The 26,081-nt window shown below is 56.5% G+C and carries 22 protein-coding genes; 15 read left to right on the top strand and 7 right to left on the bottom strand.

Annotation, left to right across the window (positions count from 1 at the left end):
• The 7 genes from LJE94_04905 to LJE94_04935 all read left to right on the top strand — a co-directional run.
• Positions 1-2,027: molybdopterin-dependent oxidoreductase (locus LJE94_04905; GenBank protein MCG6909447.1), on the top strand; the 2,027-nt coding region annotated here is incomplete at its 5' end.
• Positions 2,028-2,081: 54 nt separating this feature from the next.
• Complete coding sequence (locus LJE94_04910; GenBank protein MCG6909448.1) at positions 2,082-3,356, top strand: MFS transporter; 1,275 nt, start codon at positions 2,082-2,084, stop codon at positions 3,354-3,356.
• Between the two features lie 75 nt (positions 3,357-3,431).
• Positions 3,432-3,878, top strand: coding sequence for an amino acid-binding protein (locus LJE94_04915; GenBank protein ID MCG6909449.1), 447 nt, complete (start codon positions 3,432-3,434; stop codon positions 3,876-3,878).
• 96 nt (positions 3,879-3,974) lie between these two features.
• Positions 3,975-6,308, top strand: coding sequence for a PAS domain S-box protein (locus LJE94_04920; protein ID MCG6909450.1), 2,334 nt, complete (start codon positions 3,975-3,977; stop codon positions 6,306-6,308).
• Positions 6,305-7,114 (top strand): HAMP domain-containing histidine kinase, encoded by an 810-nt coding sequence (locus LJE94_04925; protein MCG6909451.1) that lies wholly within the window; start codon positions 6,305-6,307, stop codon positions 7,112-7,114. The genes LJE94_04920 and LJE94_04925 overlap by 4 nt, the downstream gene beginning before the upstream one ends.
• 63 nt (positions 7,115-7,177) lie before the next feature.
• Positions 7,178-7,732 (top strand): response regulator, encoded by a 555-nt coding sequence (locus tag LJE94_04930; GenBank protein ID MCG6909452.1) that lies wholly within the window; start codon positions 7,178-7,180, stop codon positions 7,730-7,732.
• 342 nt (positions 7,733-8,074) lie between these two features.
• Positions 8,075-9,268: a multidrug effflux MFS transporter gene (locus LJE94_04935; protein MCG6909453.1), complete on the top strand. Its 1,194-nt coding sequence runs from the start codon at positions 8,075-8,077 to the stop codon at positions 9,266-9,268.
• Positions 9,269-9,304: 36 nt separating this feature from the next.
• Here the strand turns inward: LJE94_04935 and speB are convergent, their stop codons facing one another.
• The 4 genes from speB to LJE94_04955 all read right to left on the bottom strand — a co-directional run bounded on the left by speB (position 9,305) and on the right by LJE94_04955 (position 13,315).
• Positions 9,305-10,135, bottom strand: a complete 831-nt coding sequence (speB, locus tag LJE94_04940; GenBank protein ID MCG6909454.1) for an agmatinase — start codon at positions 10,133-10,135, stop codon at positions 9,305-9,307.
• A gap of 180 nt (positions 10,136-10,315) precedes the next feature.
• Positions 10,316-11,608: a spore maturation protein gene (locus LJE94_04945; protein ID MCG6909455.1), complete on the bottom strand. Its 1,293-nt coding sequence runs from the start codon at positions 11,606-11,608 to the stop codon at positions 10,316-10,318.
• 80 nt (positions 11,609-11,688) lie between these two features.
• The gene (locus tag LJE94_04950; protein MCG6909456.1) at positions 11,689-12,762 is read right to left on the bottom strand and encodes an NAD(P)H-dependent oxidoreductase; all 1,074 of its coding nucleotides are present in this window, start codon (positions 12,760-12,762) and stop codon (positions 11,689-11,691) included.
• Between the two features lie 28 nt (positions 12,763-12,790).
• Positions 12,791-13,315 (bottom strand): PadR family transcriptional regulator, encoded by a 525-nt coding sequence (locus LJE94_04955; protein MCG6909457.1) that lies wholly within the window; start codon positions 13,313-13,315, stop codon positions 12,791-12,793.
• 171 nt (positions 13,316-13,486) lie between these two features.
• Between LJE94_04955 and LJE94_04960 the strand changes: the two genes are divergently transcribed.
• The 6 genes from LJE94_04960 to LJE94_04985 all read left to right on the top strand — a co-directional run bounded on the left by LJE94_04960 (position 13,487) and on the right by LJE94_04985 (position 20,012).
• The gene (locus LJE94_04960; protein ID MCG6909458.1) at positions 13,487-15,268 is read left to right on the top strand and encodes an amidohydrolase family protein; all 1,782 of its coding nucleotides are present in this window, start codon (positions 13,487-13,489) and stop codon (positions 15,266-15,268) included.
• Positions 15,269-15,365: 97 nt separating this feature from the next.
• Positions 15,366-16,448, top strand: coding sequence for an aspartate carbamoyltransferase (gene pyrB, locus LJE94_04965; protein ID MCG6909459.1), 1,083 nt, complete (start codon positions 15,366-15,368; stop codon positions 16,446-16,448).
• A 200-nt stretch (positions 16,449-16,648) separates the two neighbouring features.
• Positions 16,649-17,638 (top strand): 1,4-dihydroxy-2-naphthoate octaprenyltransferase, encoded by a 990-nt coding sequence (menA, locus tag LJE94_04970; protein ID MCG6909460.1) that lies wholly within the window; start codon positions 16,649-16,651, stop codon positions 17,636-17,638.
• Entirely contained in the window at positions 17,638-18,288 is a 651-nt protein-coding gene (locus LJE94_04975) for a CPBP family intramembrane metalloprotease (protein ID MCG6909461.1), read from the top strand. The genes menA and LJE94_04975 overlap by 1 nt, the downstream gene beginning before the upstream one ends.
• 52 nt (positions 18,289-18,340) lie before the next feature.
• Entirely contained in the window at positions 18,341-18,952 is a 612-nt protein-coding gene (locus tag LJE94_04980) for a metallophosphoesterase (GenBank protein ID MCG6909462.1), read from the top strand.
• On the top strand, positions 18,906-20,012 hold the full coding sequence (locus LJE94_04985; GenBank protein MCG6909463.1) for an Lrp/AsnC ligand binding domain-containing protein: 1,107 nt from the start codon (positions 18,906-18,908) through the stop codon (positions 20,010-20,012). The genes LJE94_04980 and LJE94_04985 overlap by 47 nt, the downstream gene beginning before the upstream one ends.
• A 157-nt stretch (positions 20,013-20,169) precedes the next feature.
• Here LJE94_04985 and LJE94_04990 read toward each other — a convergent pair whose 3' ends face one another.
• Together LJE94_04990 and LJE94_04995 are read right to left on the bottom strand one after the other, a co-directional pair.
• The gene (locus tag LJE94_04990) at positions 20,170-21,318 is read right to left on the bottom strand and encodes a THUMP domain-containing protein (GenBank protein ID MCG6909464.1); all 1,149 of its coding nucleotides are present in this window, start codon (positions 21,316-21,318) and stop codon (positions 20,170-20,172) included.
• 517 nt (positions 21,319-21,835) lie between these two features.
• Positions 21,836-23,419: a peptide chain release factor 3 gene (locus tag LJE94_04995; GenBank protein MCG6909465.1), complete on the bottom strand. Its 1,584-nt coding sequence runs from the start codon at positions 23,417-23,419 to the stop codon at positions 21,836-21,838.
• Between the two features lie 233 nt (positions 23,420-23,652).
• Between LJE94_04995 and LJE94_05000 the strand changes: the two genes are divergently transcribed.
• Both LJE94_05000 and LJE94_05005 read left to right on the top strand, forming a co-directional pair.
• The gene (locus LJE94_05000; protein ID MCG6909466.1) at positions 23,653-23,922 is read left to right on the top strand and encodes a hypothetical protein; all 270 of its coding nucleotides are present in this window, start codon (positions 23,653-23,655) and stop codon (positions 23,920-23,922) included.
• Between the two features lie 68 nt (positions 23,923-23,990).
• Positions 23,991-25,007 carry a TPM domain-containing protein gene (locus tag LJE94_05005; GenBank protein MCG6909467.1) on the top strand — a complete coding sequence of 339 codons (1,017 nt, stop codon included), beginning with the start codon at positions 23,991-23,993 and terminating at the stop codon, positions 25,005-25,007.
• 159 nt (positions 25,008-25,166) lie between these two features.
• Here the strand turns inward: LJE94_05005 and LJE94_05010 are convergent, their stop codons facing one another.
• Positions 25,167-25,952: a DUF3108 domain-containing protein gene (locus LJE94_05010; GenBank protein MCG6909468.1), complete on the bottom strand. Its 786-nt coding sequence runs from the start codon at positions 25,950-25,952 to the stop codon at positions 25,167-25,169.
• Positions 25,953-26,081 lie beyond the last annotated feature (129 nt).

The following is a 26,081-nucleotide window of genomic DNA, read 5'->3' on the forward strand; positions in this document are numbered from 1 at the left end:
AAAACAACCGTGTGGTGACGATCAAGGGTGACCCCGAAGGCTACCGCAACCGTGGCTATATCTGCGCCAGGGCCAAGGCCCTGCCCGATCGCCTCAACCACCCCGGCAGGCTGATTTCCCCGCTGCGAAGAAGCGGCCCCAGGGGTGAAGGCGGGTGGGAGGCGATTTCGTGGGAGGAGGCGCTTGCAGAAATCAGCCGGCGGTTGACGCAAGCCAGAGAGATCCACGGTGCCCGCAGCGTCGCCTTCTGCCAGGGCATGCCCAAGGGAATGGAACACTTCGCCCTGATCCGGCTGGCCAACCTGTTTGGGTCCCCCAATGTCGTCGCCACCCAGGACGTCTGCCATGCCCCGCGCGAAATCACCGGCATGCACACCTGCGGCTTCTACCCGGTAACGGATTTTCATCACAAGAGTGAACTCGTAATCCTCTGGGGCAGCAACCTGACAGCCACCAACGAAGAAGGAGAAATCTGTCGGCCCCTGATCGACCAGCTGAAGCAGGGCACAAGGCTCATCGTCGTGGACCCGCGCAAGACCGTGCTCGCCGGCCGTGCGGAACATTGGCTGCCCATCCGCCCCGGAACCGACCATGCCTTGGCCCTGTCCTTTCTGGAGGTGCTGGTCGAAACAAACCGCTACGACCGAAACTTCGTCGAAAGCTGGACGCACGGATTCGATGCACTTGCGGAACATGTCCGGCAGTATACGCCCGAAAAAGTGGCGGGTGTCGTGGGCGTTCCCGCCGCCGACATCCGGACGGCTGCGCTGGCTCTCGCAGATTCAAAGCCTGCCGCCATTCAATGGGGCAACCCCGTCGAACAGAACAGACACACCTTCCAGACGACCAGAGCGCTCGTCAGCCTGATGGCCATCACCGGCAACCTCGACGTCGCCGGCGGCAATCTGCACAAACTGGAACCTCCCGTTATGGGATTGGGAAAATTTGTGCGGGCGGATCTTCTTCCCGACAAGCGCAAGGAAATGCTGCATGCCCACCACGGGACGATCCCGCGGCTGATGACCGTCCCGCCGGCCTATTTCAAAAAGGCGGTGATGGCGGAGACGCCCTACCCGGTGAAGGCGGCCTACGTCCAATGTACCAACCCCCTCGTCACCTGGGCCGACAGCATCACGACACGGGAGGCGCTCCTCAAGCTGGACTTTCTGGCGGTGGCGGACATTCACATGACGCCGACGGCCGCCTTTGCCGACATCGTGCTCCCTGCGGCAAGCCACCTGGAATTCGATGACATCGGGCACTACGGCCTGGGGCACGGATATCTCCTGGCGCGCCCGAAGATCCTCGATCCACCGGACGGGTGCCGGCCCGACATCCAGATCATCAACGAACTCGGCAAACGCATTTCTCCCGCCGAACACTGGTTCGACAACTACCGGGACATGCTGGAATCGGTCCTTTCCCCGGCCGGGATCAGCTATGAACAGTTCTCCCAAAAAGGGTACCTAAAGGGCCCCGAGCGCTTTCAAAAATACAAGGATGGCGGCTTCAAAACGCCCAGCGGGAAGGTGGAACTGGTACTCAGCCGGGCCGAACGCTTCAATCTTCCGCCCCTCCCTTTTTTCGACAGCTTGCCGCAGGAGCCCGACCCGGAATACCCCCTCATCCTGACCAGCGCCAAAGACCCTTTCTATCTGCACAGTTCCTACCGCTGGATTGAACGCCTCAGAAAAAGCAGTTTGCATCCCGTGGTCGAAATCCACCCGGACACCGCGTCCGCCCATCACATCGAAACCGGTGACACCGTGCGCATCGTGACCCGCAAGGGAAGCATCCGCCAGGTTGCCCGGGTGACGGGCAAAATAAGGCCGGACGTAATCAGTGCCGCCTATGGCTGGTGGTTTCCGGAGGGACGGCCGGGACGTCAATACGATTGGGAGCAGGCCGGGTACAACCTGCTGACCTCAGCCGAAAATGTCGGCCGGGAATTCGGAACCCCCAATCTGAAGGGCATTAACTGCAGGATTGAAAAAGAGGCGGAAGGTGAAAGGCGAAAGGTGCGTTAGGCGAAGGGCGTTACGCCCCTTTGCACGCATGCGACCGACAGGAAGGAAAGTCAGATGACAAACCAGGAACTGCTGGCCAAAGCGAAAAAGTACCGCTGGATCATTTTTTGGACCCTCTCCTGCGGCTACCTGCTGGTCTATTTTCACAGGCTCTGCCCAGCCGTAGTGGCCGTGGACATGATGAGGGATTTAAAGGCCACCGGTGCGCTGACCGGTTTTCTGGGGGCCGCTTATTTTTACCCCTATGCGGCCATGCAACTCCCGGCCGGACTGCTGTCCGATTCGTGGGGGCCGCGCAACACCATTACCCTGTTTTTTTTCATTGCCCTGGCCGGCTCCATCATCCTGGGACTGGCCCCCACGGTCTTGATTGCCATCCTCGGCCGTACCCTGGTAGGTCTGGGTGTGGCCATGCTCTTTGTCCCCACCATGAAAATTCTGGCGGAATGGTTCCACACCAGTGAATTCGCCCTTATGACCGGCATCCTCATGGCCGTCGGCGGACTGGGCTCGCTCATATCGGCAACTCCCCTGGTATGGCTGAGCAGCCTGATCGGCTGGCGCATGTCCTTCATTGCGGTGGGTGTTTTCACCCTGGTGCTGGCCCTCCTGGTATGGTTTATCGTCAGAGACCGTCCGGCGGATATGGGCTGGCCCTCTCCGGCCGACGAAGCGTCGTCGGCGACATCTCCGCGCATCAGCCTCACGGACAGCGTCGTAAGGGTGCTTTCAACCCCCTATTTCTGGCCGCTTTCCGCCTGGTTTTTCTTTAACTGTGCCGTCTTCTTCAGCTATGGGGGGCTTTGGGGCGGCCCTTACCTGGTGCAGGTGTACGGCTACAGCAAGTCGCAAGCCGGCCAGATCCTGTCCATGCTGGCCGTCGGCATGATCGTAGGCAGTCCCCTGCTGAGCTACATTTCTACGAACGTGCTGCGGTCGAGAAAAAAGGTCATCGTTCTCTCCAGCGTCGTCGTTTTTTGCCTGACCGCCTGCCTGGCATTCATCACCAACGGCATCCCCCTCTGGGCGCACTACGTTCTCTGCTTTTGCATGGGCGTTTTTGCCAGCGCCGTGGTCGTGATCGCGTTCACCGCCAACAAGGAGCTTTTCCCCGTGCAGATAGCCGGCACGGCCACCGGCCTTGTCAACCTGTTCCCCTTTGCCGGCGGGGCTGTTTTTCAGCCCATTTTGGGGTATGTGCTGGAAAAACAGGGCCGGGTCGGTGACGCCTTCACCATGGACGGCTATCAGCGTGCCTTTCTGGTGCTGTTTCTTTGCAGTGCCATTGCTCTGGCATCGAGTTTCTTCGTCAAGGAAACGCTGGAATAAAACCCTTGCCCCTCCTTCCGGGATGGGTATATATTTATGGCCAACCGGATTTATTCCATGATATCGGAGGTTATCATGAAACTGAAACAGATTGTCATCTCGATCGAGAACTCGCCGGGCCGCCTCTGCGAGGTCACCGAAGCGTTGGGCAAAGCCGGCATCAACCTCAGGGCGTTGAACCTTGTGGATACCGGTGCTTTCGGGCAGCTCAGGCTGCTCGTTTCGGATGTTGCCACGGCCCGCCGCATCCTGATGAAAATGCAGATCCCGGCTTTTGTCAACGAGGTGGTTGCAGCGGAAATCCCCGACCAGCCCGGCAGTCTGGCCCAGGTTCTGCATCCTTTGAGGGATGCCAATATCAACGTCATATTCATGTACGCCTTTATCGGCTTCTCTTCCGACAAGGCGGTCATGATTTTCCGATTCAGCGACAACGACAAGGCCGTAGAGGTACTGCAGCAAAGCGGTGTCCATCTGCTGGATGCCGAGGCCTTCGGCATTCTGGAAGCCAACGGCCAGTAATCCGGTGGGCGGCATCCCACGCAGCACCCGTTGGCGACCGCCCGCCTGTCGTTCCTTCCATGGACGCGATTTCGGCTCTACACACAGGCGGTTGTATTGAAAAGAAAGACACCCGACAACGATCGACAGGATGAGATCGAACGCCTGGATGCGTGCGACATCCCCGGCGATCGTTATCGTGTCTTTATCGAGGAAGTCGACGATGCGTTTTTCGAAACCGACATCGAAGGCAACTTCGTCTTTTTCAACGATGCTCTCTGCCGGATATTAGGGTACCCTCGCGAGGAAATAGAGGGCCGCAGTTTCCGCCGCTTCATGGATGTCGAGAATGCCGCCCTGGCTTTTAATAGCTTCAACCGCATGTTCCGCACGGGTTCGGCCGTAAACGACCTCATCTGGGAAATTACCCGGGAGGACGGCCAAAAAAGGGTTCTGGAAATCCATGCCCACCTGCTCGAACGGGATCAGGGAAAACCCAGGGGTTTTCAGGGTATCGCCCGGGACATTACCGCCTCGACCCTGGCGCAGGAGGCCCTCAAAGCCTCGGAAAAAAGAACGCGCGAGCAGTACCTGAAAAGTCGGCGCGCCGAATTGCGTTACCGAGGGTTTCTGGAATTCCTGCCCATTCCGGTGTTCGTTTTCAACATAGACGGTACGGTTTCCTATCTGAACCCGGCCTTCGAACAGGTGTTCGGTTGGACCTTGGGGGAATTGAAGGGGCGGCGCATCGACTTCGTACCGCCCGACCAGAAAGCGGCAACCAAAACGGGCATCCAGCGTCTCTACCAAAAAAAACGGATTTACGGTTTTGAAACCAAACGCCTGACCAGGGACGGCAGGCTTCTGGACATCATTCTGGACGGCGCCCTTTTCTATGATGAACAAGGAGCGCCGGCCGGGCAGGTGGTAACCCTGAGGGATGTGACCGAGGAGAAACGCATCGCCCGCAGCAACAGGACCCTCTCCCGTATTGCCAATGCATTGCACGAAATCAGGTTCCTGGATGACCGTCTGGAATATATAACCAATCAAATCAAAGACCTTATATCCATCGAAGGTGCATCGATCATCCTGCTCGATGAGGGCAGCCGGGAATTTTATTTCCGGTTTACCGCTTACGAAGACTCCCGCACCGGCCAGAAAATGAAGGAGATCCGCTTTCCCGCCGACAAGGGCGTCGCCGGACAGGTCTACCGCACCCGCGAACCGCTGGTGGTTCACGACGCGTCTGAGAGCCCGTATATCTTCAGGCAGGTGGATGACCAGTCCGGATATGAAACCCGCAACATGCTGGACGTGCCCATCCAGATCGACGAGCGCATGATCGGCGTGATCTGCGCCGTCAACAAAAAGGAGGGACGCTTCGACCGGACCGACGTCGACCTGCTGAGCGCCATCGCCAACATGGTGGCATTGCCCATTGAAAATGCCCGCATCAATGAAGCGCTGCGTGTGTCCTATGAAGAGGTAAAAAGTTTCAACAGGGCCAAGGACAGGCTAATCCACCACCTCTCGCACGAAATCAAAACACCCATTTCGGTTTTGTCCGCCTCTTTGAATCTGCTGAGAAAAAAAGGCCACCGGCTCAAGCAGGAGGAAATGAGAAGAATTCTGCAGCGCGCCGACCGCAATCTCGACCGGCTTTTAGACATGCAGTACGAAATAGAAGACATTGTCGGGCAGCGGGACTACAAAAGCCACGCTCTCATAAGTGCCCTCCTGGACGCCTGTGCCGATGAAATCGAGGTGCTGGTGTCGGACGAACTGGACTCGGAATCTGCGGCCGGGCGCATCAGGGACAGGATAGAGGAAACGTTCGGTCCCCGCCGTGCCGAATCGGAATCGATCGTTATAGACCAATTCGTCGACCGGCAGTTGACCGAAATCGAGCCCCTTTACTCGCACCGGCAGGTTGCCGTCGAAAGGCATCTGCAGCCTGCGGGCAATGTTTTCATTCCTAGAGAAGTGCTGGCCAAAATAGTCACCGCCCTTTTTCGCAACGCCATTGAAAACACACCCGACGGCGGGCGTATCGACATTACGGTAAGCGCCGGCGCCGGGGGGCCGGTATTCGAAGTCAAAGACACCGGTATCGGCATCACCGAAGAAAACCAGCGCCTTATCTTCGACAACTATTTCACCGCCTACGAACCGGCCCACTATTCGTCGCGCAGTCCCTATGATTTCAATGCCGGCGGCAAGGGATTCGACCTGATCCGCCTGAAAATTTTCTCGGAACGCTACCATTTCAAACTGGACATGGCCTCCGTCAGATGCGATTATCTCGGTGACGACAACCATGCATGCCCCGGGGACACCGCAGTATGCAACCCGAGCCGAAAGCGTGCCGGTTGCCTGGAAACCGGCGGGACGACCATGACGGTCCAATTCGAGGCGGCGGAAAAGAGATCGTTACTGGAGAAACCATGACCACCGACAACAAACACCCTGCCCAATCCCCGGCTCCCGAAGCCTGTGACGAACGCTTTTTCAGGGATGTGAATATCGAGTTTCTGATTCATGAGCTGAAAGATCCGATCTCCATCGTGGAAACCGGCGCCCGGACCCTGCTGAAGAAACAGGAACGTTTCGGCACCCTGACGGACCGCCAGACCAAAACGCTGAACCGGATCATCCGCAATGCAACCAGGGCTCGCGATATGCTCTACAGCCTGTTGGAGATCGGGCGTGCCGAGTCCGGAAGCTTTGCCTGCAGCCATTTCTCACCCGCTCGAACGCTGCTGGATGTACTCGTCGGCTGTCTCGAACTGCGTTCGCCCGGGATTGCGGACAAGCTTCGTGACATCGGAGAGGGGGAGGAATACCGAACGTATTTGAGCACCTGCGGCATCCGGTACGAAGCGGGGTCGGATGCCACCGCCCTGAAGATATACCAGGATGAGATCAAGTTCAGACAGATCGTCGCCAACCTGATAAAAAACGCGCTGCATTACCGCAACGAACTGCTGGAACTCAGGGTGGGTGTCGACAAAGACGCCCTGGTCCTGGAAGTGACCGATGACGGTCCAGGCATACCCGATCAGTTCAAGGAAACGGTTTTCCGGCGCTATACCCAGTTGAAGGAGTGCAGCCTGCAGGCCCGCAACGGCCACGGGCTCGGTCTGGCCGGCGCGAGGCTTGTGGCACGTTCCCTGGGCGGCGACATTGAACTCGAAAGCGCCAAAGACAGGGGGACCTCCTTTCGGTTGAGACTGCCGTGCCATTTCCGGGGATAACATGAAGGGTGTTGCCGTAAACCACAACAAGATCATTGGAAGGACACAAAAATAGGAGACGTCATGACTGAACCTGCATCTTATTTGAGCGGAAAATCGATACTGGCGGTTGATGACGAGAGGGATATTCTCGAAACCATCGAAGACATCCTGGATGGATCCACCGTCGACACAGCAAGGGATTACGAAACGGCATCGGACAAAATAAAGCGCAACAAATACGACCTGGCCATACTGGACATCATGGGAGTCGATGGGCTGCAGCTGTTGGAGGAATGTGTCGCCAAGGGCATCCCGGCGGTCATGCTCACCGCCCATGCTGTCAACCCCGAAACATTGATGTCCTCCATCAGAAAGGGTGCCATTTCATACCTTCCCAAAGAATCTCTCGCCGAACTGGACGACCTTCTCAACCAAATCCTCGGTGCTTTTGCGCGTGGCGAAGCCCCCTGGAAGCTGCTCTTCGACAAGCTGGGCGACTACTTTGACGATCGCTTCGGAGAGGGTTGGAAAGAGAGTGACGGGGCCTTCTGGAACGATTTCGAACAGACCTTTCAGATCGGCCGGGGCATCCAGGAAAGGCTCAAAAGCGACGACCGCATCGTGAACAAATTTTAACGGACCTACAACCAATAACAAGGTAAAAGCCTGCCGGCCGAGGGGTGATGCCGCCCCGGCCGTGAAACGGTTTGAGGTTTTTTGCGCCCGTTATGCCGAACAGCCTGAGCATACCTCAACATACCTATGCCGGGCTGAATACCGACGATATTATTTCGAACGTATAGCCCTGTTCGGCATTACGGCCGCTTTGAACCGAGCTTTTCACGGCCGGGGCGGTATTGTTCCTCGGCAATCGTTGTAATAGATGCCCAATGGAAAACTCAGTTTCGTAACGGTACTCTGTCAAACGCCATACATGCCGTCAAATGCCCCAAGCGCTCGAAAGATACAAAGAGTAACATGCAAAAAGAAACCAAAACCATGTCAGACAGGCGCATGCTTGTCATCCTGGCCTTCATCAGTGCCTTTCCGGCGTTGTCCACGGATCTTTACATTCCGGCGCTGCCGCAGATGGTTGCCATACTGGAAACAACCCCTGCCCGTGTGAATCTGACCCTGAGCCTGTTTTTCATTTTTTTCGGTGCCGCCATTCTCATTTGGGGACCGTTGAGCGACAAGTACGGGAGAAAACCCGTCCTTTACTGCGGCCTGACCATTTACATCATTTCCAGTCTCATGTGTGCAATGGCCGGCAACTATATCCACCTGATCATTGCCAGGATTTTTCAGGCTCTCGGAGGCGGAGCCGCCACAGCCGTGGCCACAGCCGTTGTAAAAGACACGTACACCGGAGAAAAACGGGCCCATACCCTCGCCGTGGTCATGGCCATGGTGATCATTGCCCCTGTTGTGGCTCCGATCATTGGATCTCTGCTGCTGAAATTCGCCTCCTGGCGGGCCATCTTTTTCACCCTGGCAGGGTTCGGCATCGTTGCTTTTCTGGTATCGATTCCCCTTGCCGAACCCCTGGTCGAACCATTTCGGGGCTCCAGCTTTCGCGCCATCGGCCGTCTGTTCGTGGTGCTCAAGAATCCTGGATTTTCGTTGCTGCTCGGTATCTTCTCGTCGGTGACCATGCCCCTGATGGCATTTGTCGCCTCGTCCTCCTATGTGTACATCCAGGGCTTCGGGCTGACCGAGCAGACCTTCAGCCTCTTTTTCGCCGTCAATGCAGTCAGCGCCATGCTGGGCCCTCTCCTGTACATCAGGCTATCCAATCGGTTTCATCCCAACGCCATCATCAGCAGCTGTTTCCTCGTAATGGCCGGCAGCGGGATTTTGGTGGCCAGCCTGGGCCCCCTCTCCCCCTTCGTGTTTGCCGCGTGCATGCTTCCGGCAACCATGTCCATCACCGGCATGCGGCCTCCCAGCGCCAATCTCTTGCTGGAACAGCAGAACCGGGATACCGGGTCTGCCTCCTCATTGATCAATTTTGTCGGCATGATCATGGGGAGCGTTGGCATGCTGCTGATTTCCCTGGGCACAAGCCATCTTGTCTTTTTCATCGGCATCATACAGGTGGCAACGGGAAGTCTGGGCTACTTGTTCTGGATGGCCGTTAAGAATCGATCCTTTATCGTTCAGACCCGATAAAAAACAGCGTGTTAAGTTATCCTCCCGATCCTTCAATTAGCTCAGCATCTTCGATGCCAACTCCTTCAACAGCTTGGCCGCGACCATTGCGGTCATACCGGAGGAATCCCTCCACGGATTGAACTCCACGATGTCCGCGCCGATGACCGGTGCGCCTATGCCCTGAATTGCGCAAAGCGCCTCCCGCGTAGAAAGCCCCCCGGGTTCGTAATGGGATACCCCCGGTGCATAAGCCGGGTCAAGGGCATCCATGTCGAAAGAGATGTAAAGCGGCCCGTCAAAATCAAATCGCATGTCCAGCTGCCACGCCCGCATATCGACGACTTCCACCCCGAAGCGCTCCGCCTGGCGTCGTTGGTGCGGATTCATGGTGCGTATGCCCACCTGCACCAGCCGCTTCACCAGTTGCTCTTCCATGATCCTGGCAAAAGGACAGGCGTGCGAATTGCGGCTGCCATCGAACTCGTCATACAGATCAGGGTGCGCATCGAATTGCAGCAGGTTGATGCGGCCGTGTTTTTTGTGGTAAGCTCGCAAAACGGCCGGCGTAATTGCGTGATCCCCTCCCAGAAGCAGAACCCGGGCACCTTTCAACAACAGCGTGTCAACACAGGACTCGATCGCCTCGAACGGTGACGCAGAAGCTGGCCATTCCAAATCCCCCAGGTCCCTCAAGCGCCCCTGCTCGCCCAAGTCGATCCCGTCTTCGCTGCAAAAGTTGGCCGAACCACCGTAAAGGGCTTCGCGGATCTTCGGCGGCGCCGCGGCCGCCCCTTGCATAAAGCTGGAACCCTCGTCACAGGGTATACCGACGACGGTGACGGAGTTTTCTGCGATTTCATCTAATATTTTCCGATTGATGCCCATGGTATCTCAAAATCTTTCCTAGCGGCGAAACCGCATTTATAGTGTTTGTCAGAATAACGTTCCGTATGCCCTGAGAACGTGGCGGGTTTATTTTTCATGGTTGTTCAGAAAACTCTGGTTCGTTTTTTTGGGTCGGTTGTCTTGACGGCAATTACGATAGTAAACGTATCCGATGAAAAATTATCCGAACAGATACCAGCACGCCGCTACGGCGAATACGATCCCGGCCACATCGGCCGTCAATGCCGCCGCCAGGGTGTGGCGGATGCGGCGAACCTGAACGGCGCCGTAGTAGACCGCCAACACATAGAAAGTCGTCTCCGTGGATCCCTGCAGGGTGCTCACCACATAACCCACATAACTGTCCGGTCCGACGGCGGGGTCGTTGATGATCGACGCCATGATCCCGTATGCTCCGGACCCGGAGAGCGGCCGCATCAGTGCCATGGGCAGGGCTTCCGCCGGCAGGCCGAAACGGCTTGTCGCCGTCCCCAGCCATGCCACCATGCTTTCCATGGCGCCGCTGGCGCGAAACATCCCCACCGCGACCAGGATGGCCACCAGAAACGGTATGATTTTAACGGCAACCTGAAACCCCTCCTTGGCCCCTTCCACAAAGACCTCGTACACCCGCACGCGTCTGGCCACGCCGAACCCCAGGAAGCCTACCATGATCAGCGGAATGATCCACGGGGAGACGGCCCGGCCGTAAACCACGGCCAGTGGTACGCACGCCGCGAGGCTCCCGAGGGCGGCGATGCTCACCCATAAAGGGTACGCCTCCGACGGTATCTCGGCCGCCTCCTGTGTGTCCTCTTTTTCCGGCCTTCCTTCCGATTGTATGTCAGCCGCCGGAGATGCAGGGGGCCTGGAAAAACGCTGATAGAGCTTGGCGGCCGCAATGGCGATTAGGGTGGACGCCATGGTGGCGATTAGGGTCGTGGGCAGAATGCCGGCCGGGTCGGCGGACCCGGCTGCCGCCCGCAGGGCAATGACGCCCGTCGGCAGGAGCGTCACGCTGGACGTGTTGATTGCGAGGAACAGTGCCATGGCGTTGGTGGCCGTCCCGGGCGACGGGTTGAGCTTTTCCAACTCCTGCATGGCCCGAATGCCGAAAGGCGTGGCGGCGTTGCCCAATCCCAGGGCATTGGCCGAAAGGTTCAGAATCATGGCCCCCATGGCGGGGTGGTCCGCCGGCACCTCCGGAAAAAGGCGCACCATTAAGGGCCGGATCAGGCGGGCGAGAATGTTGAGCATGCCCCCGGCCTCAGCCACCTTCATCAGCCCCAGAAAAAGCGTCATGGCCCCCACCAGCCCCAGGGCCAGTTCCACGGATCCGGTGGCCGAATCGATCATGGCTTTGGACAGCGCTTCAATGGGTGACGGTTCACCGGCTACCGGCAGCCACAGCAGCTGGTTCCATCCGGCAACGATGAAAGCGACAAGCACAATGGCAAAGAAGATGACGTTCATAACGATTGATCTTGTTATCCGATTTTTTACATCTATTCAATCATCATTCTTTGTGTCCTTTGTGCCTTTGTGGTTCATGTTTATTTCTCACTACCGAAAAACGCCCGCATCTTCATGAGCAGCGCGACGTCGCCTTCGGCGGTGTACTTTTGCTCCATGAACATCTGCTGGCCGTCCGCCTTGCCGGTCATGATGTCCATCCAGAGGTCAAAGGGCGTGTCGATGGTCAGGGAGGGATCCTCGCAGACCCCCTCCCGGGCACTCAACGCGCCCTCGGCGATAATGAAATGGCAGTTCCCTTCCACGGCGCCGCTGAACTTGTACTGCAGGGTGGCCGCCATATCCCCTGCCCCTTCGGGGTTGAATGCCATTCCGGTAAGCAGCATGAACTCTTTTATTGAGTCCGGACGCGGAATCACTTTTTTTTCGACAAACTGTTTGGGGGTAATGCCCTCCCTGATGCACGTTTTCCAAAACATATTTCCCAGTACGTGAAACTGTTCCACGTCCCGGGCTATCGGGAGGTGAATATCCGCCATGGTCTTTTCTGTTACGAAGCCTTTTTCAATGAGCTCGCTGCCTGCCGACCGGAGAGCGGAGGCGATCGCCGCCCTGCGCTGCTCCATTCCCGCCTGCATCAGGCTTTCGGCCGCCGGTCGATAAATTTCCGCCACGAGCCGGTCTCCAAACAGGTGGTTGACATAAGCGGAAAGCTGATCAAAGGCTGAAAATTCGGGAAATCCGGCCACAGAGAGCACCACCGCCCGGCCCAGGTCATGGCGCATCGGGTGACTGGTCTTGCCGTTTCTCTTTTCGAAAAACGGCTCTATGCAGGGCAGGGTGCGTTCGATGAATGTCTTCATGTGCGCGTTGACCGTGTGGTGGTACAGGGGGGTCGCATACACCACCAGATCCGCCTCGATCAGTTTGGGGAGCAGTTCTTTGGTCATGTCGTCCTGGAGTACGCATTGGCCGGGTGTCTTGGTCCAGCAGGTAAAACATCCCGTGCAGTAGCGAATTTTCTTGTCCCGCAGGTGGACGACGTCCACAGCGGCCCCTGCCGTCACCATGCCCGTTGCAAGGGATGCCAGCATCCACTCCGTTTTGCTCTGACCGCCCTTGCGGGCACTGGAATTAAGCGCGAGTACTTTCATTTTCTCCTCCTACTTATAGATTTTGGCATCATTCTGAAATCCTCTTCAGGGTTTCGAGGGTCCTGGACACATTTTCCACATATGCCGCAAATATCCTTACGCCGAACAGAAAACACTCTTTCTGAAAAGGGTCTGCGGTTTCTTCTATTTGGGGCCGCACCGCTTCAAGCCTTTCCTGCTCTTCGAGAATGTTCCGCAGGTATTGTTCCGAAATTTCCAACCGGTCTTCAGCGTCCAGATACGAAAAAAAGAAAAGCCGCGCAAGAAAGGCGTTCCTGGTACGCTCCGGCAAAAGGGGAGTCTTCAAAAGGGAATGAAACGCCTTTTCCCCGGCAGCAGTAATGCTGTATACCTTTTTATTGGGAGCGCTTTCCTGAATCTCCAAACGCATGGAAATCAACCCCTCCTGTTCCATCTTTTTCAAAGCCGGGTATATCGAACCAAAACTGATTCCCGAAAAAAAAGAAAACGACAACGAAAACGCATTCTTCAACTCATAACCTGTCATGCTTTTTTTCATTAAAAATCCAAGGATTATAGTATGTATATTCATGTATCACCTATATATCGAACGTTTATATTTTTATTCGATCTATATCGTTTCGATGTATTTGTCAAAACATTTCCCAAAAAAATCGACACAAACCCTTGCTTGAAAAATCATCATTGGGTATTGACTAGACAACGAAACTTTCCAAACAAACTACGGGAGATTTTTTTGGCCATGCACACAGCCGCACACCTGACCAGGGACCGGGACACGCGCAAACTGATGGCGGTCGCCCTCGGAGAACGGCCCGCCGATCTTGCCGTTATCAACGCCGACCTGCTGAATGTTTACACCGGTGAGATTTTATCCGGCCAGGCCATTTGCACCTGCGACGGGTGGATTGCCTATGTGGGTGACCCCCATGGGCAAAGCATCGCAAAAGGCACAACAGTGATCGATGCCGCCGGCCGCACCGTCATTCCCGGCTTCATCGACGGGCACACCCACGTGGCATGGGGGGCGGTTGCCAGCGAAGCGCTGCGCTACATCATCAAAGGGGGCACCACCACCATCATCTCGGAAGCCCTCGAACCCTACCCGGTGGCCGGTTTGAAGGGCGTCATCGACTTTATCGAATCCCTGCAGGGCCAGCCTATCAAATGCTTCTGCACGGCCCCGGCCATGGTTTCCATCAGCCCTGAAGCAGGCAAGATGCCCCTGTCCGATCTCGAAACCCTTCTCGGGCGCGGGGAGGTTTTGGGACTCGGAGAAACCTACTGGCAGGCGCTGCTGCAGGAACCGGAGCGCCTGCTGCCACGGCTCGAGGCCACCCTGCAAGCGGGCAAACTGCTCGAGGGCCACTCCGCCGGCGCCACCGGGAAGAAATTGAATGCCTACATCGCCGCGGGCATCTCATCCTGCCACGAGCCCATAACCGCACAGGAAGTGCTCGAGCGGCTGCGTCTCGGACTGCATGTCATGGTCCGCGAAGGCAGCATTCGGCGGGATCTTAAGGAAATTGCCGCCATCAGACTCACCGGCGCGGACCTGCGCCGGCTCATTCTGGCCACCGATGGGGTTCAGCCCCTGGACCTGGTGGAAAAGGGCTACATGGAGTATATCGTCCGCAAGGCCATCGATTACGGGTTCGATCCCGTTGCCGCCGTCCAGATGGCAACCCTGAACGTGGCCGAACATTTTTCACTGGATGGGGTGATCGGCGGCATCGCTCCCGGAAAAATGGCCGACATGGTCATCGTCCCGGATATACGTACCGTCAGAGCGGAAACCGTGATCAGCAACGGTGCCGTCATCGTAGAAAAGGGAGAGGTCCTCGTCATGCCGCGCCGCCACGCGTGGCGCAAAAACAGCCTTAGCACGGTCAGGCTGCCGCGGGCGATGGTACCCGGTGACTTCCGGATAGCGGTCGAGACCCCTGCGGCGGAAGTCAGGGTGCGCCTCATCGATCAGATCACCGACCTGGTGACTGCGGAGGCCGAAGTGAATCTGCCGGTGGTCGACGGGGCGATATGCTCGGCCGTGGACAGGGACATCATCAAGGTCGCCGCCGTGGACAGGGCCCTGCGGCCCGGAAAAACCGGCACGGGTTTTGTCAGGGGGTTCGGCCTCACATCCGGCGCTTATGCCTGCAGCGCCGCATGGGATGCTTCGGACATTATCGTTGTCGGCACCGATGATGCGGACATGGCGGCCGCCGTCAACCGGATTCATGCACTCCAGGGGGGCGCGGTGGTTATCGAAAAGGGCCTGGTGATCGCGGAGTTGGCCATGCCCGTGCTCGGCCTGGCATCCGACCTGCCGCTGGAAGAAACCATCGACGGTCTGAACATGATCGCCGATGAACTGGCCCGCCGGGGAGTCGGCTTCCCGGACCCCCTGCTGACCCTCGTTACCCTCACCGGTGCAGCCATACCGTTTCTGAGAATATGCGAAGAAGGCCTCGTGTCCCTCAAGGACGGAAAAAGCAAGGCGCTCGTTATTGAAAGGGCGTCTTAAAAATTCGTTCTCAAAGCTAACCCCGCATGAGGTCAATCGATCGCCCGGGGGCAATACCCTCCCGGCCGTGAACAACTCGATTTAAGGAGGAGGTCACATGACCATGCAAAAAGAGGAAACGATCCAGATATACCCCGGCTGGGATGATTTTTATGGCCAGGACGTCAGCAGCAAGCTCGATTTCTTCTCCCGAAACGGCCGTCTGTTCGATGTCATTTTCGCCCAGCAGTTCGACCGTGACTTTCTCGATGCCATGTGCAACCTTGCCAGCCAGATACGACTTCTGGCAAAAACCAGAACCGGCGCCAACAAGCTGGGCATGCTGCTGAATCACAAACGCGCCATGCTCTACTTTGTGCAGCCCTCCACGCGGACATTCATTTCCTTTCTAAATGCCTGCCACATTCTGGGTATCAAAACTTCTGAAATCCGCGGAACGACCACCAGTTCGGAGGTCAAGGGTGAATCACCGGAAGACACCATCAGGACCTTTGCCAGCTACGTGGACCTGATCATTGCCAGGAACCCGGTGGCCGGTTTTGCCGAAAAAACCGCCTGGGTGCTCAACCGCACGGAACGCCCCGTGTCCGTCATCAACGGCGGTTCCGGCCCGGACCAGCACCCCACCCAGGCCCTGCTGGACATCTACACCCTGGAACGCTCCTTCGAACATCTCGGCGGCCTCGACGGCAAAAAAATCGCCATGGTCGGCGATCTGAAACGCGGCAGAACCGTTCGCTCGCTGAGCTACCTGATGAAAAATTATGAGGATGTCCAGCTCTATTTCGTCGCGCCAAACGTTTTCCGCATGAAAGACGACATCAAAGACTTCTTGAAAAAACACGCGATACCCTATTTTGAAACCGAAGATTTCGAAAGCGTGAAACCCGAAGTGGATGCCATTTACATGACCCGCATTCAAAAGGAGTATGCGGAAGCCCCTGCCAGTGAGGTCGACATCTACCCCGAGTTTCACCTAACCCGTGACGACCTCGCTAAAATCCAGTCGCACTGCATCATCATGCACCCCCTGCCCCGCCGCTATGAAATCGAGGTGGAGGTCGACGAGGACCCCCGGGCCGTCTACTGGCGCCAGGAGCGCAACGGCATGTGGATCCGGGCGGCGCTGATCGCCTACCTCTTCGGTGTCGATGAAATCATTATGCGGGAATTCTGCTGACGGACGCATGCCTGAGGCGCCCCCGCTTTCCGGTGGATCCCCGGTGGATAGAGGCTGACGCGCCATTCGCGTTTTTGGACGCCGGGGTTGACCGAACGCATCCGGGACTTATGTTTTGCACAAGAATGTCAAAGCTAAGATGAGCGTTCAACTTAGGTTAAACCTAACTTGAAATTAGATTAGGATCGGAGAAGGTACTCGTGCAAACGGAGCCTGTGCATACGGAAAATATCCCGCCCACCGAACCGGTGCCGCCTTTTTTAACCAAGTGGTGGACAGCCGCACGGCCTTTCTCGCTTCCGGCCTCCACCATGTCCGTCGTTTTCGGCACTGCCCTGGCAGTCACCATAGGCAAAGCCAAATTCCAGCCGGTGCTGTTTCTGGCCGCTTTTCTGGGAATGGCCTTGCTGCAAATCGGCAGCAACCTGCTCAACGATGTTTTCGACTTTGAGCAAGGCATCGACAAACAGGTCAACCCGGCCAGCGGAGCCGTGGTCAGGGAGTGGATCACCCCCCGGGAAGCGCTCAAGGGGGCGGTGTTGTTCATGGCCGCCGGCAGCCTTATCGGCCTCTATCTGGTTTACCGCGTGGGCACGCCCATTTTCTGGATCGGCCTCATAGGCGTGATTGTGGGTGTGATCTATACCTGGGGCCCCCTGCCCCTGAAGTTCAATGCCCTGGGCGACCTGGCCGTTTTTATAGACTTCGGCCTGTTGGGATCCCTGGGCGCGTGGACCGTTCAAACCCGTGCGCTTTCCTGGACACCGGTTATCTGGGCGGTGCCGATGTCCCTGCTGGTGGTGGCCATCCTGCACGCCAACAACTGGCGGGATATCAAAAGCGACACCAAAGGGGGCATACGCACCGTTGCCAGCGTGCTTGGGGACAAAACGTCCCAGAGCTACTACCAATTCCTGATTCTGTTTCCTTTTGCCTTTCTGCTGCTCGTCATCACCTTTTCGTGGGCTGACGGCCTGCACCCCAGAATGCCTTTTACCTTTCTGATTACCTTCTTGATGCTGCCGAAGGCGTTCGTGCTGATCGGCAAGGGCAAACGCCGCCGCTCCCCGCGAAATCCCCATGATTTTGTGGCCCTGGACGGCGAAACCGCCCAGTTCAATCTTTTTTTCGGAATATTGTGCACGGCGGCGCTGGGCCTCGACGCCCTTTTGGGAGTCATCTTCCGATAATGCAACCGTTTTTGACCAACGACCGACTTACCCGGACGGTCACCGTGCTCTCCATCGCCCTCTTCATCCCGCTTTTCGTTACCAGAGGGCTTGGAAAATTCGATTTCTGGTGGTGGATGTCAGCCAATGTTGTCGGCCTCTCGGCCATCGCCGTCCTGCTCGACCGTGGCTGGAGAGAGGATGTGTCAAGAGATCTGGCCGAAGCGGTTTGGAAAAAAGCGGGCCTCGGGCTGGCGTCGGCCACGGCCCTCTATGCCGTCTTCTACCTCGGCAACACGACCGCCAGGCATCTGTTACCCTTTGCCGGCCGAGGCATCGAAAACGTCTATGCGTTCAAGGACAATGTCTCCGCCGTGCGCATTGCCCTTCTGATGGCGTTTGTCATCGGCCCCGGCGAAGAACTTTTCTGGCGAGGATTTTTACAACGGCGGCTCCAGATGGAAAAAGGCCCCCTGCGGGGCTTTTTACTGGCGACCACGGTTTACACGGCCGTACACCTGGCAAGCGGCAATCTCATGCTGGTGCTGGCTGCCGGCGTCTGCGGTCTTTTCTGGGGATTTCTCTACCTCCGCACGGGTTCCCTGCTGGTGAACGTCATCAGCCACACGATTTGGGATCTGGTCATATTTCTGATATTCCCCATGAATTGAGGGGCCGCAACGCTGCAAGGGCCCGGCGGTTTCAGGGGCAAGGTGGTTTCGGATGAAAATTCTCTCCGTATCAGATCGAATCGAACCGCTTCTTATGCAGCGGGGACCGGAAAATCCCGCCGTCGGGGTAAATTTGATCCTGGGCTGCGGCGACCTGCCGCCGGAATATCTGACGCAACTCACCAGCACTCTGGAAGCCCCCCTGTACTATGTCATGGGAAATCACGACATCCGGCATGCCTCCAAACCACCGGAGGGATGCATGGACATTCACGGACGCATCGTCAATTTCGGAGGGCTTAGAATTTTAGGCCTGGGCGGATCGAGATGGTACAACGGCGGGTCGAATCAATACACCGAAAATCAGATGAAATGGATCGTATGGCGGCTCTACCCCCTGCTCTGGTGGAACAGAGGTATGGATATCGTCATCGCCCACGCACCGCCGCGCCGTGTTCGTGACGCCGAAGATCGATGCCATAGAGGTTTTAAAAGCTTTCACCCGCTGATAAAACGTTTTTCTCCGAAATACTTTATTCATGGGCACATACATGCTATTTTTGACGACGTTTCCGCACGGATGACAACCATCAACCGGACCAGGGTGATCAACAGCTATGGGTATTTCATTCTTGAAATCGATACTGACGGGGAAACAGGCTAAGCAGCGGAACCGCGCAAATCACGAACCGGTTGAAATGGAAACCCGCTCCTTTCACGATGACCAGGTCAACGAAAAAGCTTTCGACGCCGTCAGCAGAGGGGTCTGTGAGGTCCCCCTGGACCGGATTATCGGCAGTGTGGGACGCTATCACGACTTTGACGGTAAGTTCAGAATCAAGTCGCACGTACCCTCTGACAGGCTGCAGCAGGTAAAAGAAGCCATGCGCCGGGGAAAACCCATGCAGCCGGTGAAACTCTACCAGATCAAGGACGAGTACTACGTCCTGGACGGCAACCATCGCGTGGCCGCCGCCAAGGAGTTCGGGCACGAAACGATCAGCGCCAAGATCCTCGAGTTCATCCCCTCCAGCAACACCCTCGAAAACATCCTTTACCGTGAAAAAAGCGCCTTCAGGGAAGAAACCGGATTGAGCGCACCCATCGACCTGACCGAAGTCGGGAAATATGAATACCTCCAGCAACAGATCCGGACCCACCGTGAGCACCTGCAGAAGACCACCGGGAAGCCCGTCCCCTGCTCCCGGGCCGCCCTTGACTGGTTTCACACCATCTATAAGCCGCTCACCGGCATTGTGGAGAAAAGCGGCCTTTTAAATCACTTCCCGAACCGCACCGTCGCGGACCTATACGCGTACATATCTTTCCACCAGTGGGAGAAAGGCCGCCAGCGCACCTACGGCATCGGGATAGACAAATTGATCCCCAGAGACATGGAGGCGTTCAGAGAAAAGATGACGGACACCAAAGAACGTGAATACCCGGAGATGAAAACCGGTATTACCGCCTTCATCCTGATGACGGTAAAAGCCAAGAGCGAGTACCGCATCATGGACAAGCTGTACCAACTCGAGGAGGTCCGGGAAATCCACTCGGTTCACGGCGAGGTGGACATCCTGATAAAGGTTGTCCTGACCAGGGATCTGCTCACGTCCGACGCGGAAATCATCGGAAATTTTGTCCACGAGCACATCAGGGGCATTTCCGGCGTGAACAGCACGCGTACCCTGATTCCCGGCCATTCCAAAATCAAACCCGAATAAAATCGTGTTCCACGATTTTATGAAACGCGACTGCGTCGCTCCCTTGCTAAAGGTTAAAAACCCCATCCCTGCTGCAAGTTGCAGGCCACTTCTAAATGTTGCCGAAATCCTTCGGATTCCGGTATTGCACATTCACAACAAAGTGGATCTCAATCTATCAGTAGGTTTGATATTTAACCAACCGCCCATCCAGTCCCGCATTCCTCAACGGCTTTTTCCAGGAGGCTTTCAAACCGACATGTTTCAGCATCTCCCTGTTCCCGAAATAGATGAACGCCCGGCTACCCGGGCAGCGCCGTTTCAAAAAATCGCCAAATGACCGGTAAAGGTCCTGCAGGTCGCCGTTTTCCTTAAGCCGTATGCCATAGGGCGGGTTGCACAGAATGGTCCTGTTTTCGAAACCCGGCAGGTTCTTAAAATCCGCGCATGAAACGGTGATCTGCTCCCCGGACGGCAGGCTGCGGCAGTTTGTTGCCGACGCCTTCACGGCGTGACGGTCGATATCGCTCCCGGCAAGCAGCCCCTTGCAAATCCCGGTCATTTGGCTGTCGGCATCGTTTTTCACCTTTTGCCAAACCCGGCGCCTGAAATCCGGCAGGTGAAAAAAACCGAATTTTCTCCTCAGAAAACCGGCAGGGATATTACCCGCCAGCATGGCGGCCTCACACAGGATGGTGCCGGATCCGCACATGGGGTCATAGAGCGGTGTCCGCCGATCCCACCCGGAGAGCGCCAGGATGGCAGCGGCCACCACCTCCTGCATGGGCGCCTCCACAGATGTTTGCCGGTACCCGCGGCGGTGGAGCGAACCGCCGGATGTGTCCAGGCTGATCGTGCCCCTGTTTTTTTCGATGTGCAGGTTGAGCCAGACGTCGGGCGTGCGTTTGTCCACATCGGGGCGTTTTCCGATCCCGGACCTGAAATAGTCGGCAATGCCGTCTTTGAGGCAAAGGCCGGCGAATTTCGAATGGCGCAGATTGGGATTCTTGGAGACATTGGCAAATACACCGAAGGTGTTGTTGACGCTGAAACAGGCGGCCCACTCGATGGAACGGGCCGCTCGGTACAAATCGTCGCGGTCCCGACATTTAAAAGAGAGCAGCGGTGCCAGCACCCTGGTCAACAGGCGCGCCTTATAATTGACCGCATACAGTGTTTCCGGGTCCGCTTTGAAATAGACGCCCCGATGCCCGCTCACGATGCCCCCGGCGCCCAGCGCCGCAAGCTCCCTGGCTGCCAGGGTCTCGAGGCCGCCTGGTGTCTGGCAGAAATAGGTTCGGGTCTGCTGGTATTCGAAATGGTGCATGGAAAAGTCAACCACCTTCATATGCCTAAGGCTTGGGGGCCAAGGGGTCGAAGGACCCAAGGGGTCGAGTGAAACAAGGATGAGCTCATAGCTGAGAGGTCATAGCTCATGGCACGCTTTCAGCTTTGCACTTTTTTCCCTTCAAACCCCGGTAAACTGGAAATAACCATATCTATATCAAAATAGTAAACAATTTCAAATAACCCAATGCCAAATGCTCGCGCCTTCTGGGTGCGTTTTTCGTCATCCCTGCGAAGGAGGCTGTGTCGCCATCCGCTTTGGCAGGGCTAAAACCCTGCGCTACATGATCGGACAAACAGCTGGATAGAACCAAAGTATGTATAATCAAACGGTTATCAATGTCGGCCAGGGCTTTAGCCCTGAAAAATTTTCCCGGTATCGCTATTTGGTGAATAACGACACAGCCTCCTGCGCGGGGATGACGAGGGTTTTAAGCTGAGACCTTTCGCAAACATGATGGGATTTCACTAAATAGGTACTGAATTGAGATAAAACATTACGTTTCCCTGGTCTTGCGGAATTCGATATCCGGCCACGCCTCCATGCTGAAGCCGAGCTGCCACTCGCTGGTAGTGAGGAAGGAAAGACTGCCCTCGGCATCCCGGGCCAGGTTCGCGTAATTGCTCTTCTCGAATTCCGCCAGCTTTCTCCGGTCCGGGCACGCTACCCACCGGGCGACGCTTAAGTTCACCGGTTCATATTCGGCATCGACGCCGTATTCCGCCTTGAGCCGTGCCATGGTCACGTCGAACTGCAGGACGCCCACGGCACCGAGAATGTAGTCGTTCCCTGCCAGCGGCCGGAAAACCTGGATCGCCCCCTCTTCCGCAAGCTGAACCAGACCCTTTTTGAGATGCTTCATTTTAAGGGGATTCTTCAAACGGACGCGCCTGAAATGCTCGGGAGCGAAATTGGGTATCCCGTTGAACTTCAACGGCTCCTTATCCGTAAAGGTGTCCCCGATTTTGATCGTCCCGTGGTTGTGGATCCCGATGATATCGCCGGGGTAGGCTTCCTCGACGTTTTCCCGGTCCTGGGCCATAAAAATGGTGGCGTTCGCCAGGGTGACCCCCTTGCCGATGCGGTGGTGGACAACCTTCATGCCGCGTTGGAATTTCCCGGAACAGATCCGAACGAACGCGATCCTGTCCCGGTGCGACGGGTCCATATTGGCCTGTATTTTGAAAGTAAAGCCCGAAAAGGCTTCCTCGTAAGGCGAAACATCACGCGAAGCGGCCCTGCGCATGCCCGGATGGGGGGCCATCTCGACAAAGGCGTCCAGCATTTCCCTGACACCGAAGTTGTTGACGGCGCTTCCGAAAAAAACCGGCGTCTGGCTCCCCTTCAGATACTGGCCCATATCGAGAGGGTCGGTGGCTCCTTCGATGAGGGCCACGTCTTCCCTCAGTTCGTCCGCCTGACTGCCCAGCAAATCGTCCAGCTCGGAAGAGCTCAGATCGGTGATGACAATGCCGTCCTCGACAACCTTGGACCTCCCGGGTTTGAAAAGATGCAACCGTCGCTGATGAAAATTGTACACACCGCGAAAATGCTTTCCCATACCGATGGGCCAGGACAGGGGCGTGCATTCAATCTGCAGCTTTTCCTCGATATCGTCCAGAATATCCAGCGGTGTCATGCCGACACGATCCAGCTTGTTGATGAAGGTGATGATGGGCGTGTTGCGCATCCGGCAGACCGCCATCAACTTCTCGGTCTGCGGCTCCACCCCTTTGGCGCTGTCGATAACCATGAGCGCGCTGTCCACGGCTGTCAGCACCCGATACGTGTCTTCGGAAAAATCCTGATGGCCCGGCGTGTCCAGGAGGTTGATCTCCAGGTCCCTGTAATGAAACTTCATGACCGACGACGTAACGGAAATGCCCCTTTCCTTTTCGATGGACATCCAATCACTGGTTGCATGCCGCTGCGCCTTTCTTGCCTTGACGGCCCCGGCCTGCTGAATGGCCCCGCCAAACAGCAGCAGTTTTTCGGTCAGCGTGGTCTTCCCGGCGTCCGGGTGGCTGATAATGCCGAAGGTGCGCCGCCGCTTCACCTCGTTTTTATGCACGGTGTTCATCCTGTATTTTTATTCCTCTGCAACAGAGCCATCTATATGAAGTTGATTATCGCTTATCGTTGTGGACCATAAACTATATAAAATAATATCTATTTCACGATTGTAAACCCCGGCGTTGTGGGGCAAAATTACCTCAACCCTAAATCGAGCGATTGTCACAAACGGCATTGCATCCCAGGTTTAAAAAGTGTAATCTTTAAATATTATAAAAACAGAAATTTAAAGCTAGAAACATGAACCGGAGCAATAAGCGGCCCCTCACCGCAGCCTACATCGTCTTCTACACGCTCTTTTCACCCGACACCTGGCGGGTTTTGATGGGGGTGCTCCTAGCCCTGCTGTTCACCCCCCATATTATTCCGCCCGTCCTGTCCAAGACCGGCGTCGGCATGCTGTACCTCATGATTGCCGTCATCGGCTGGGCCCTCAGCTCAAAACCCGCCCAATGGATCACGGCGTGGCTGAAAAAGGTGATCCTCGGAAATAAGAACCCCGGATTTTAGCGACATATCGAATGAACTCACAAGACCAGATGCTTCCTGCAATTTATACCAGATACAGGGGCCTTTTATTGCTTTTGCCCCTTATTCTGATCATTTCGATACCGCGATGCAGCGATCCAAAGGGCGACAATGCCTTTGTGGAAGACAGGTGCGGACTCCTGGAAGCCAGCCAGCTCGAACGGATTGCCGGCATTGAGCGCAACCTGCTCGCCGAACTCGACATTCATTTCATGACCATTATCCTGGATGCCCCTGCCGCGGACCTGAATGCCGCGGCAGTCGACCTGTTCGACAGGCATGCCCCGGGGTCGCTGACCAAAGGCGCCAGAGGGATGCTTCTCCTGATCGACCCCTGGGGAAAAGCCGTGCGCCTGGAAACAGGCTATGATTTGGAAGGCATCTTCACCGACGCTTTCGTGGGCTACGTGGAACAGCGGCAGATGCAGCCCTTTTTCGCCGCCGGCAGAATCGGCCCGGGCATCGAGGCTACCGTCGAACTGTTGGTGGACAAGGCCCTCAGGTCCATCGATTCCGGCGACTACGTGGTGGATCAGGCAGGCGGTATTCAGGGCGGGCATCTTTCCGGGGGCGCCGGTGCCAAAAGCGGCATGCAAATGGGCGACCGGATCGCTCCGAAACCGTCGAGCCTCCTGGCCGGCGAGTTCGGCCCCGGGAAGACACCCAGCCAAACCCTGGAAAAGTGCCGGCAGGTCCTCGAACTGCACATCAAGGACCCGGACCTGGGTATCTATTCACCGCAAACCAGGGAATTTTTCCGGCAGTGGGTGGTTACCGATGCCCAGCAGGACAACGCACGCAAAGGGCTCGAGAAATCGCTACCCGCCGCCGACGTCCGGGTGCAGGGCGATCTGGCCGTGATCCGCTTTCCGGTCGAAAACCGGGGAGCGGCCCCCTATTTTTTCATCAAAGGCGATCAGGGCTGGATGATCGACTTTCGCGGCATGAACCGGTCGATCCGCTTCAACCACAAAAACCAGTGGCATTTCGTGAAAACCGATCACCCCTACATGTTCGCCTTTTCCGACCTGCGTTTCGACAAACACGGCTTTCCGCATAAAAGGTGATGCTGTGAGGCTTGTGGGATCCAGGGGTCAAGTGGAAATCAGCTTATTTTTTTTATTTATTTTCGGACCTATAACCAATAACAAGGTAAAAGCCTGCCGGCCGAGGGGTGATGCCGCCCCTCGGCAATCGTTGCGCCTTATTTTGGGTTATGGACCCGTTTATTTTAATCCTTCGGACGAAACCAGCTCGCCCACAAAACTGCCCACCACCACCTTGCTTTTGAGGCGTACCGGTATATGCCGATTGTCAGCCGTCACCCAAACCTGAATTTTGGCGTCCCTGCTCTTCTTGAAAACACCACCGATGTGCCTCAGGTCCGGTACGATGAGCAGGGTGTCGTAAGATTTTCCGGCGACCTCGATGATTTCCCGCCGGATCACCCGGGCTTCGCCGATGACGTTTTTTTTGCCGTCGGTTATCGGGTGGGAGAGGCGCGAGCCGGCCTGCATGTCCATCGTCCGGATGAAATAAAAGGCGGACAGGGGGTCAAACGTAGCGGGCAAAAGGTCGATGGACTTACTCCGCCCATCTTTGCGGCTGTAGCGGGCCTGGCTTTTCTCCCAGTCGAAAGTGACGGCCACGTCACGCTTGTATCCGCCCTCACGCTGCTTTTTCCTGAAAAGCAGGCTGTGCTGCAGGTCGGTGTCGGCGTAGGCGTCGATGTGGTCGCGAACCTTGTAGAAAACGTCCACAAAGGCATTTGATTTTGCCGACAGCGCGTAGTGATAGGCCGGCTCCCCGTCGATTTCCGCCATGGGCAACACCGACATCACGGCTTCTCCGGCCGGTATGACACCCCACTTGAGAACGAAGGTCAACCGCTCGCCGGGTTGAAAGGGAACTTCTCCGGCTGCAGCGGGAAAGCCGATTATAAAGCTTACCACGCAGCTCAAAAGCACCCGAATGCCCTGGCCGGCAATGCGCCTGTTACATCCTGTTCTCACGATGACTTTCTCGATTTGCCTCAACGTTGCAGTTTGCAATTCGTGCGCGAATGCGTTATCGATACCTGAGGTAACATTGCTACTTATTATGGTTAATTCCAGAAAACACGTTGCCGGACAGCCTTTGTC

The organism is Deltaproteobacteria bacterium, from assembly GCA_022340465.1.
GTDB lineage: Bacteria > Desulfobacterota > Desulfobacteria > Desulfobacterales > B30-G6 > JAJDNW01.

Coding starts and splice junctions, on each gene's coding strand:
- LJE94_04950 (MCG6909456.1), bottom strand. CDS start 12,762: ATGAAAGTACTCGCGCTTAATTCCAGTGCCCGCAAGGGCGGTCAGAGC.
- LJE94_04910 (MCG6909448.1), top strand. CDS start 2,082: ATGACAAACCAGGAACTGCTGGCCAAAGCGAAAAAGTACCGCTGGATC.
- LJE94_04980 (MCG6909462.1), top strand. CDS start 18,341: ATGAAAATTCTCTCCGTATCAGATCGAATCGAACCGCTTCTTATGCAG.
- LJE94_04960 (MCG6909458.1), top strand. CDS start 13,487: ATGCACACAGCCGCACACCTGACCAGGGACCGGGACACGCGCAAACTG.
- LJE94_04995 (MCG6909465.1), bottom strand. CDS start 23,419: ATGAACACCGTGCATAAAAACGAGGTGAAGCGGCGGCGCACCTTCGGC.
- LJE94_04955 (MCG6909457.1), bottom strand. CDS start 13,315: ATGAATATACATACTATAATCCTTGGATTTTTAATGAAAAAAAGCATG.
- LJE94_04985 (MCG6909463.1), top strand. CDS start 18,906: ATGGGTATTTCATTCTTGAAATCGATACTGACGGGGAAACAGGCTAAG.
- LJE94_04925 (MCG6909451.1), top strand. CDS start 6,305: ATGACCACCGACAACAAACACCCTGCCCAATCCCCGGCTCCCGAAGCC.
- LJE94_05000 (MCG6909466.1), top strand. CDS start 23,653: ATGAACCGGAGCAATAAGCGGCCCCTCACCGCAGCCTACATCGTCTTC.
- speB (MCG6909454.1), bottom strand. CDS start 10,135: ATGGGCATCAATCGGAAAATATTAGATGAAATCGCAGAAAACTCCGTC.
- LJE94_04990 (MCG6909464.1), bottom strand. CDS start 21,318: ATGCACCATTTCGAATACCAGCAGACCCGAACCTATTTCTGCCAGACA.
- LJE94_04930 (MCG6909452.1), top strand. CDS start 7,178: ATGACTGAACCTGCATCTTATTTGAGCGGAAAATCGATACTGGCGGTT.
- LJE94_04915 (MCG6909449.1), top strand. CDS start 3,432: ATGAAACTGAAACAGATTGTCATCTCGATCGAGAACTCGCCGGGCCGC.
- LJE94_04975 (MCG6909461.1), top strand. CDS start 17,638: ATGCAACCGTTTTTGACCAACGACCGACTTACCCGGACGGTCACCGTG.
- LJE94_04945 (MCG6909455.1), bottom strand. CDS start 11,608: ATGAACGTCATCTTCTTTGCCATTGTGCTTGTCGCTTTCATCGTTGCC.
- LJE94_04935 (MCG6909453.1), top strand. CDS start 8,075: ATGCAAAAAGAAACCAAAACCATGTCAGACAGGCGCATGCTTGTCATC.
- pyrB (MCG6909459.1), top strand. CDS start 15,366: ATGACCATGCAAAAAGAGGAAACGATCCAGATATACCCCGGCTGGGAT.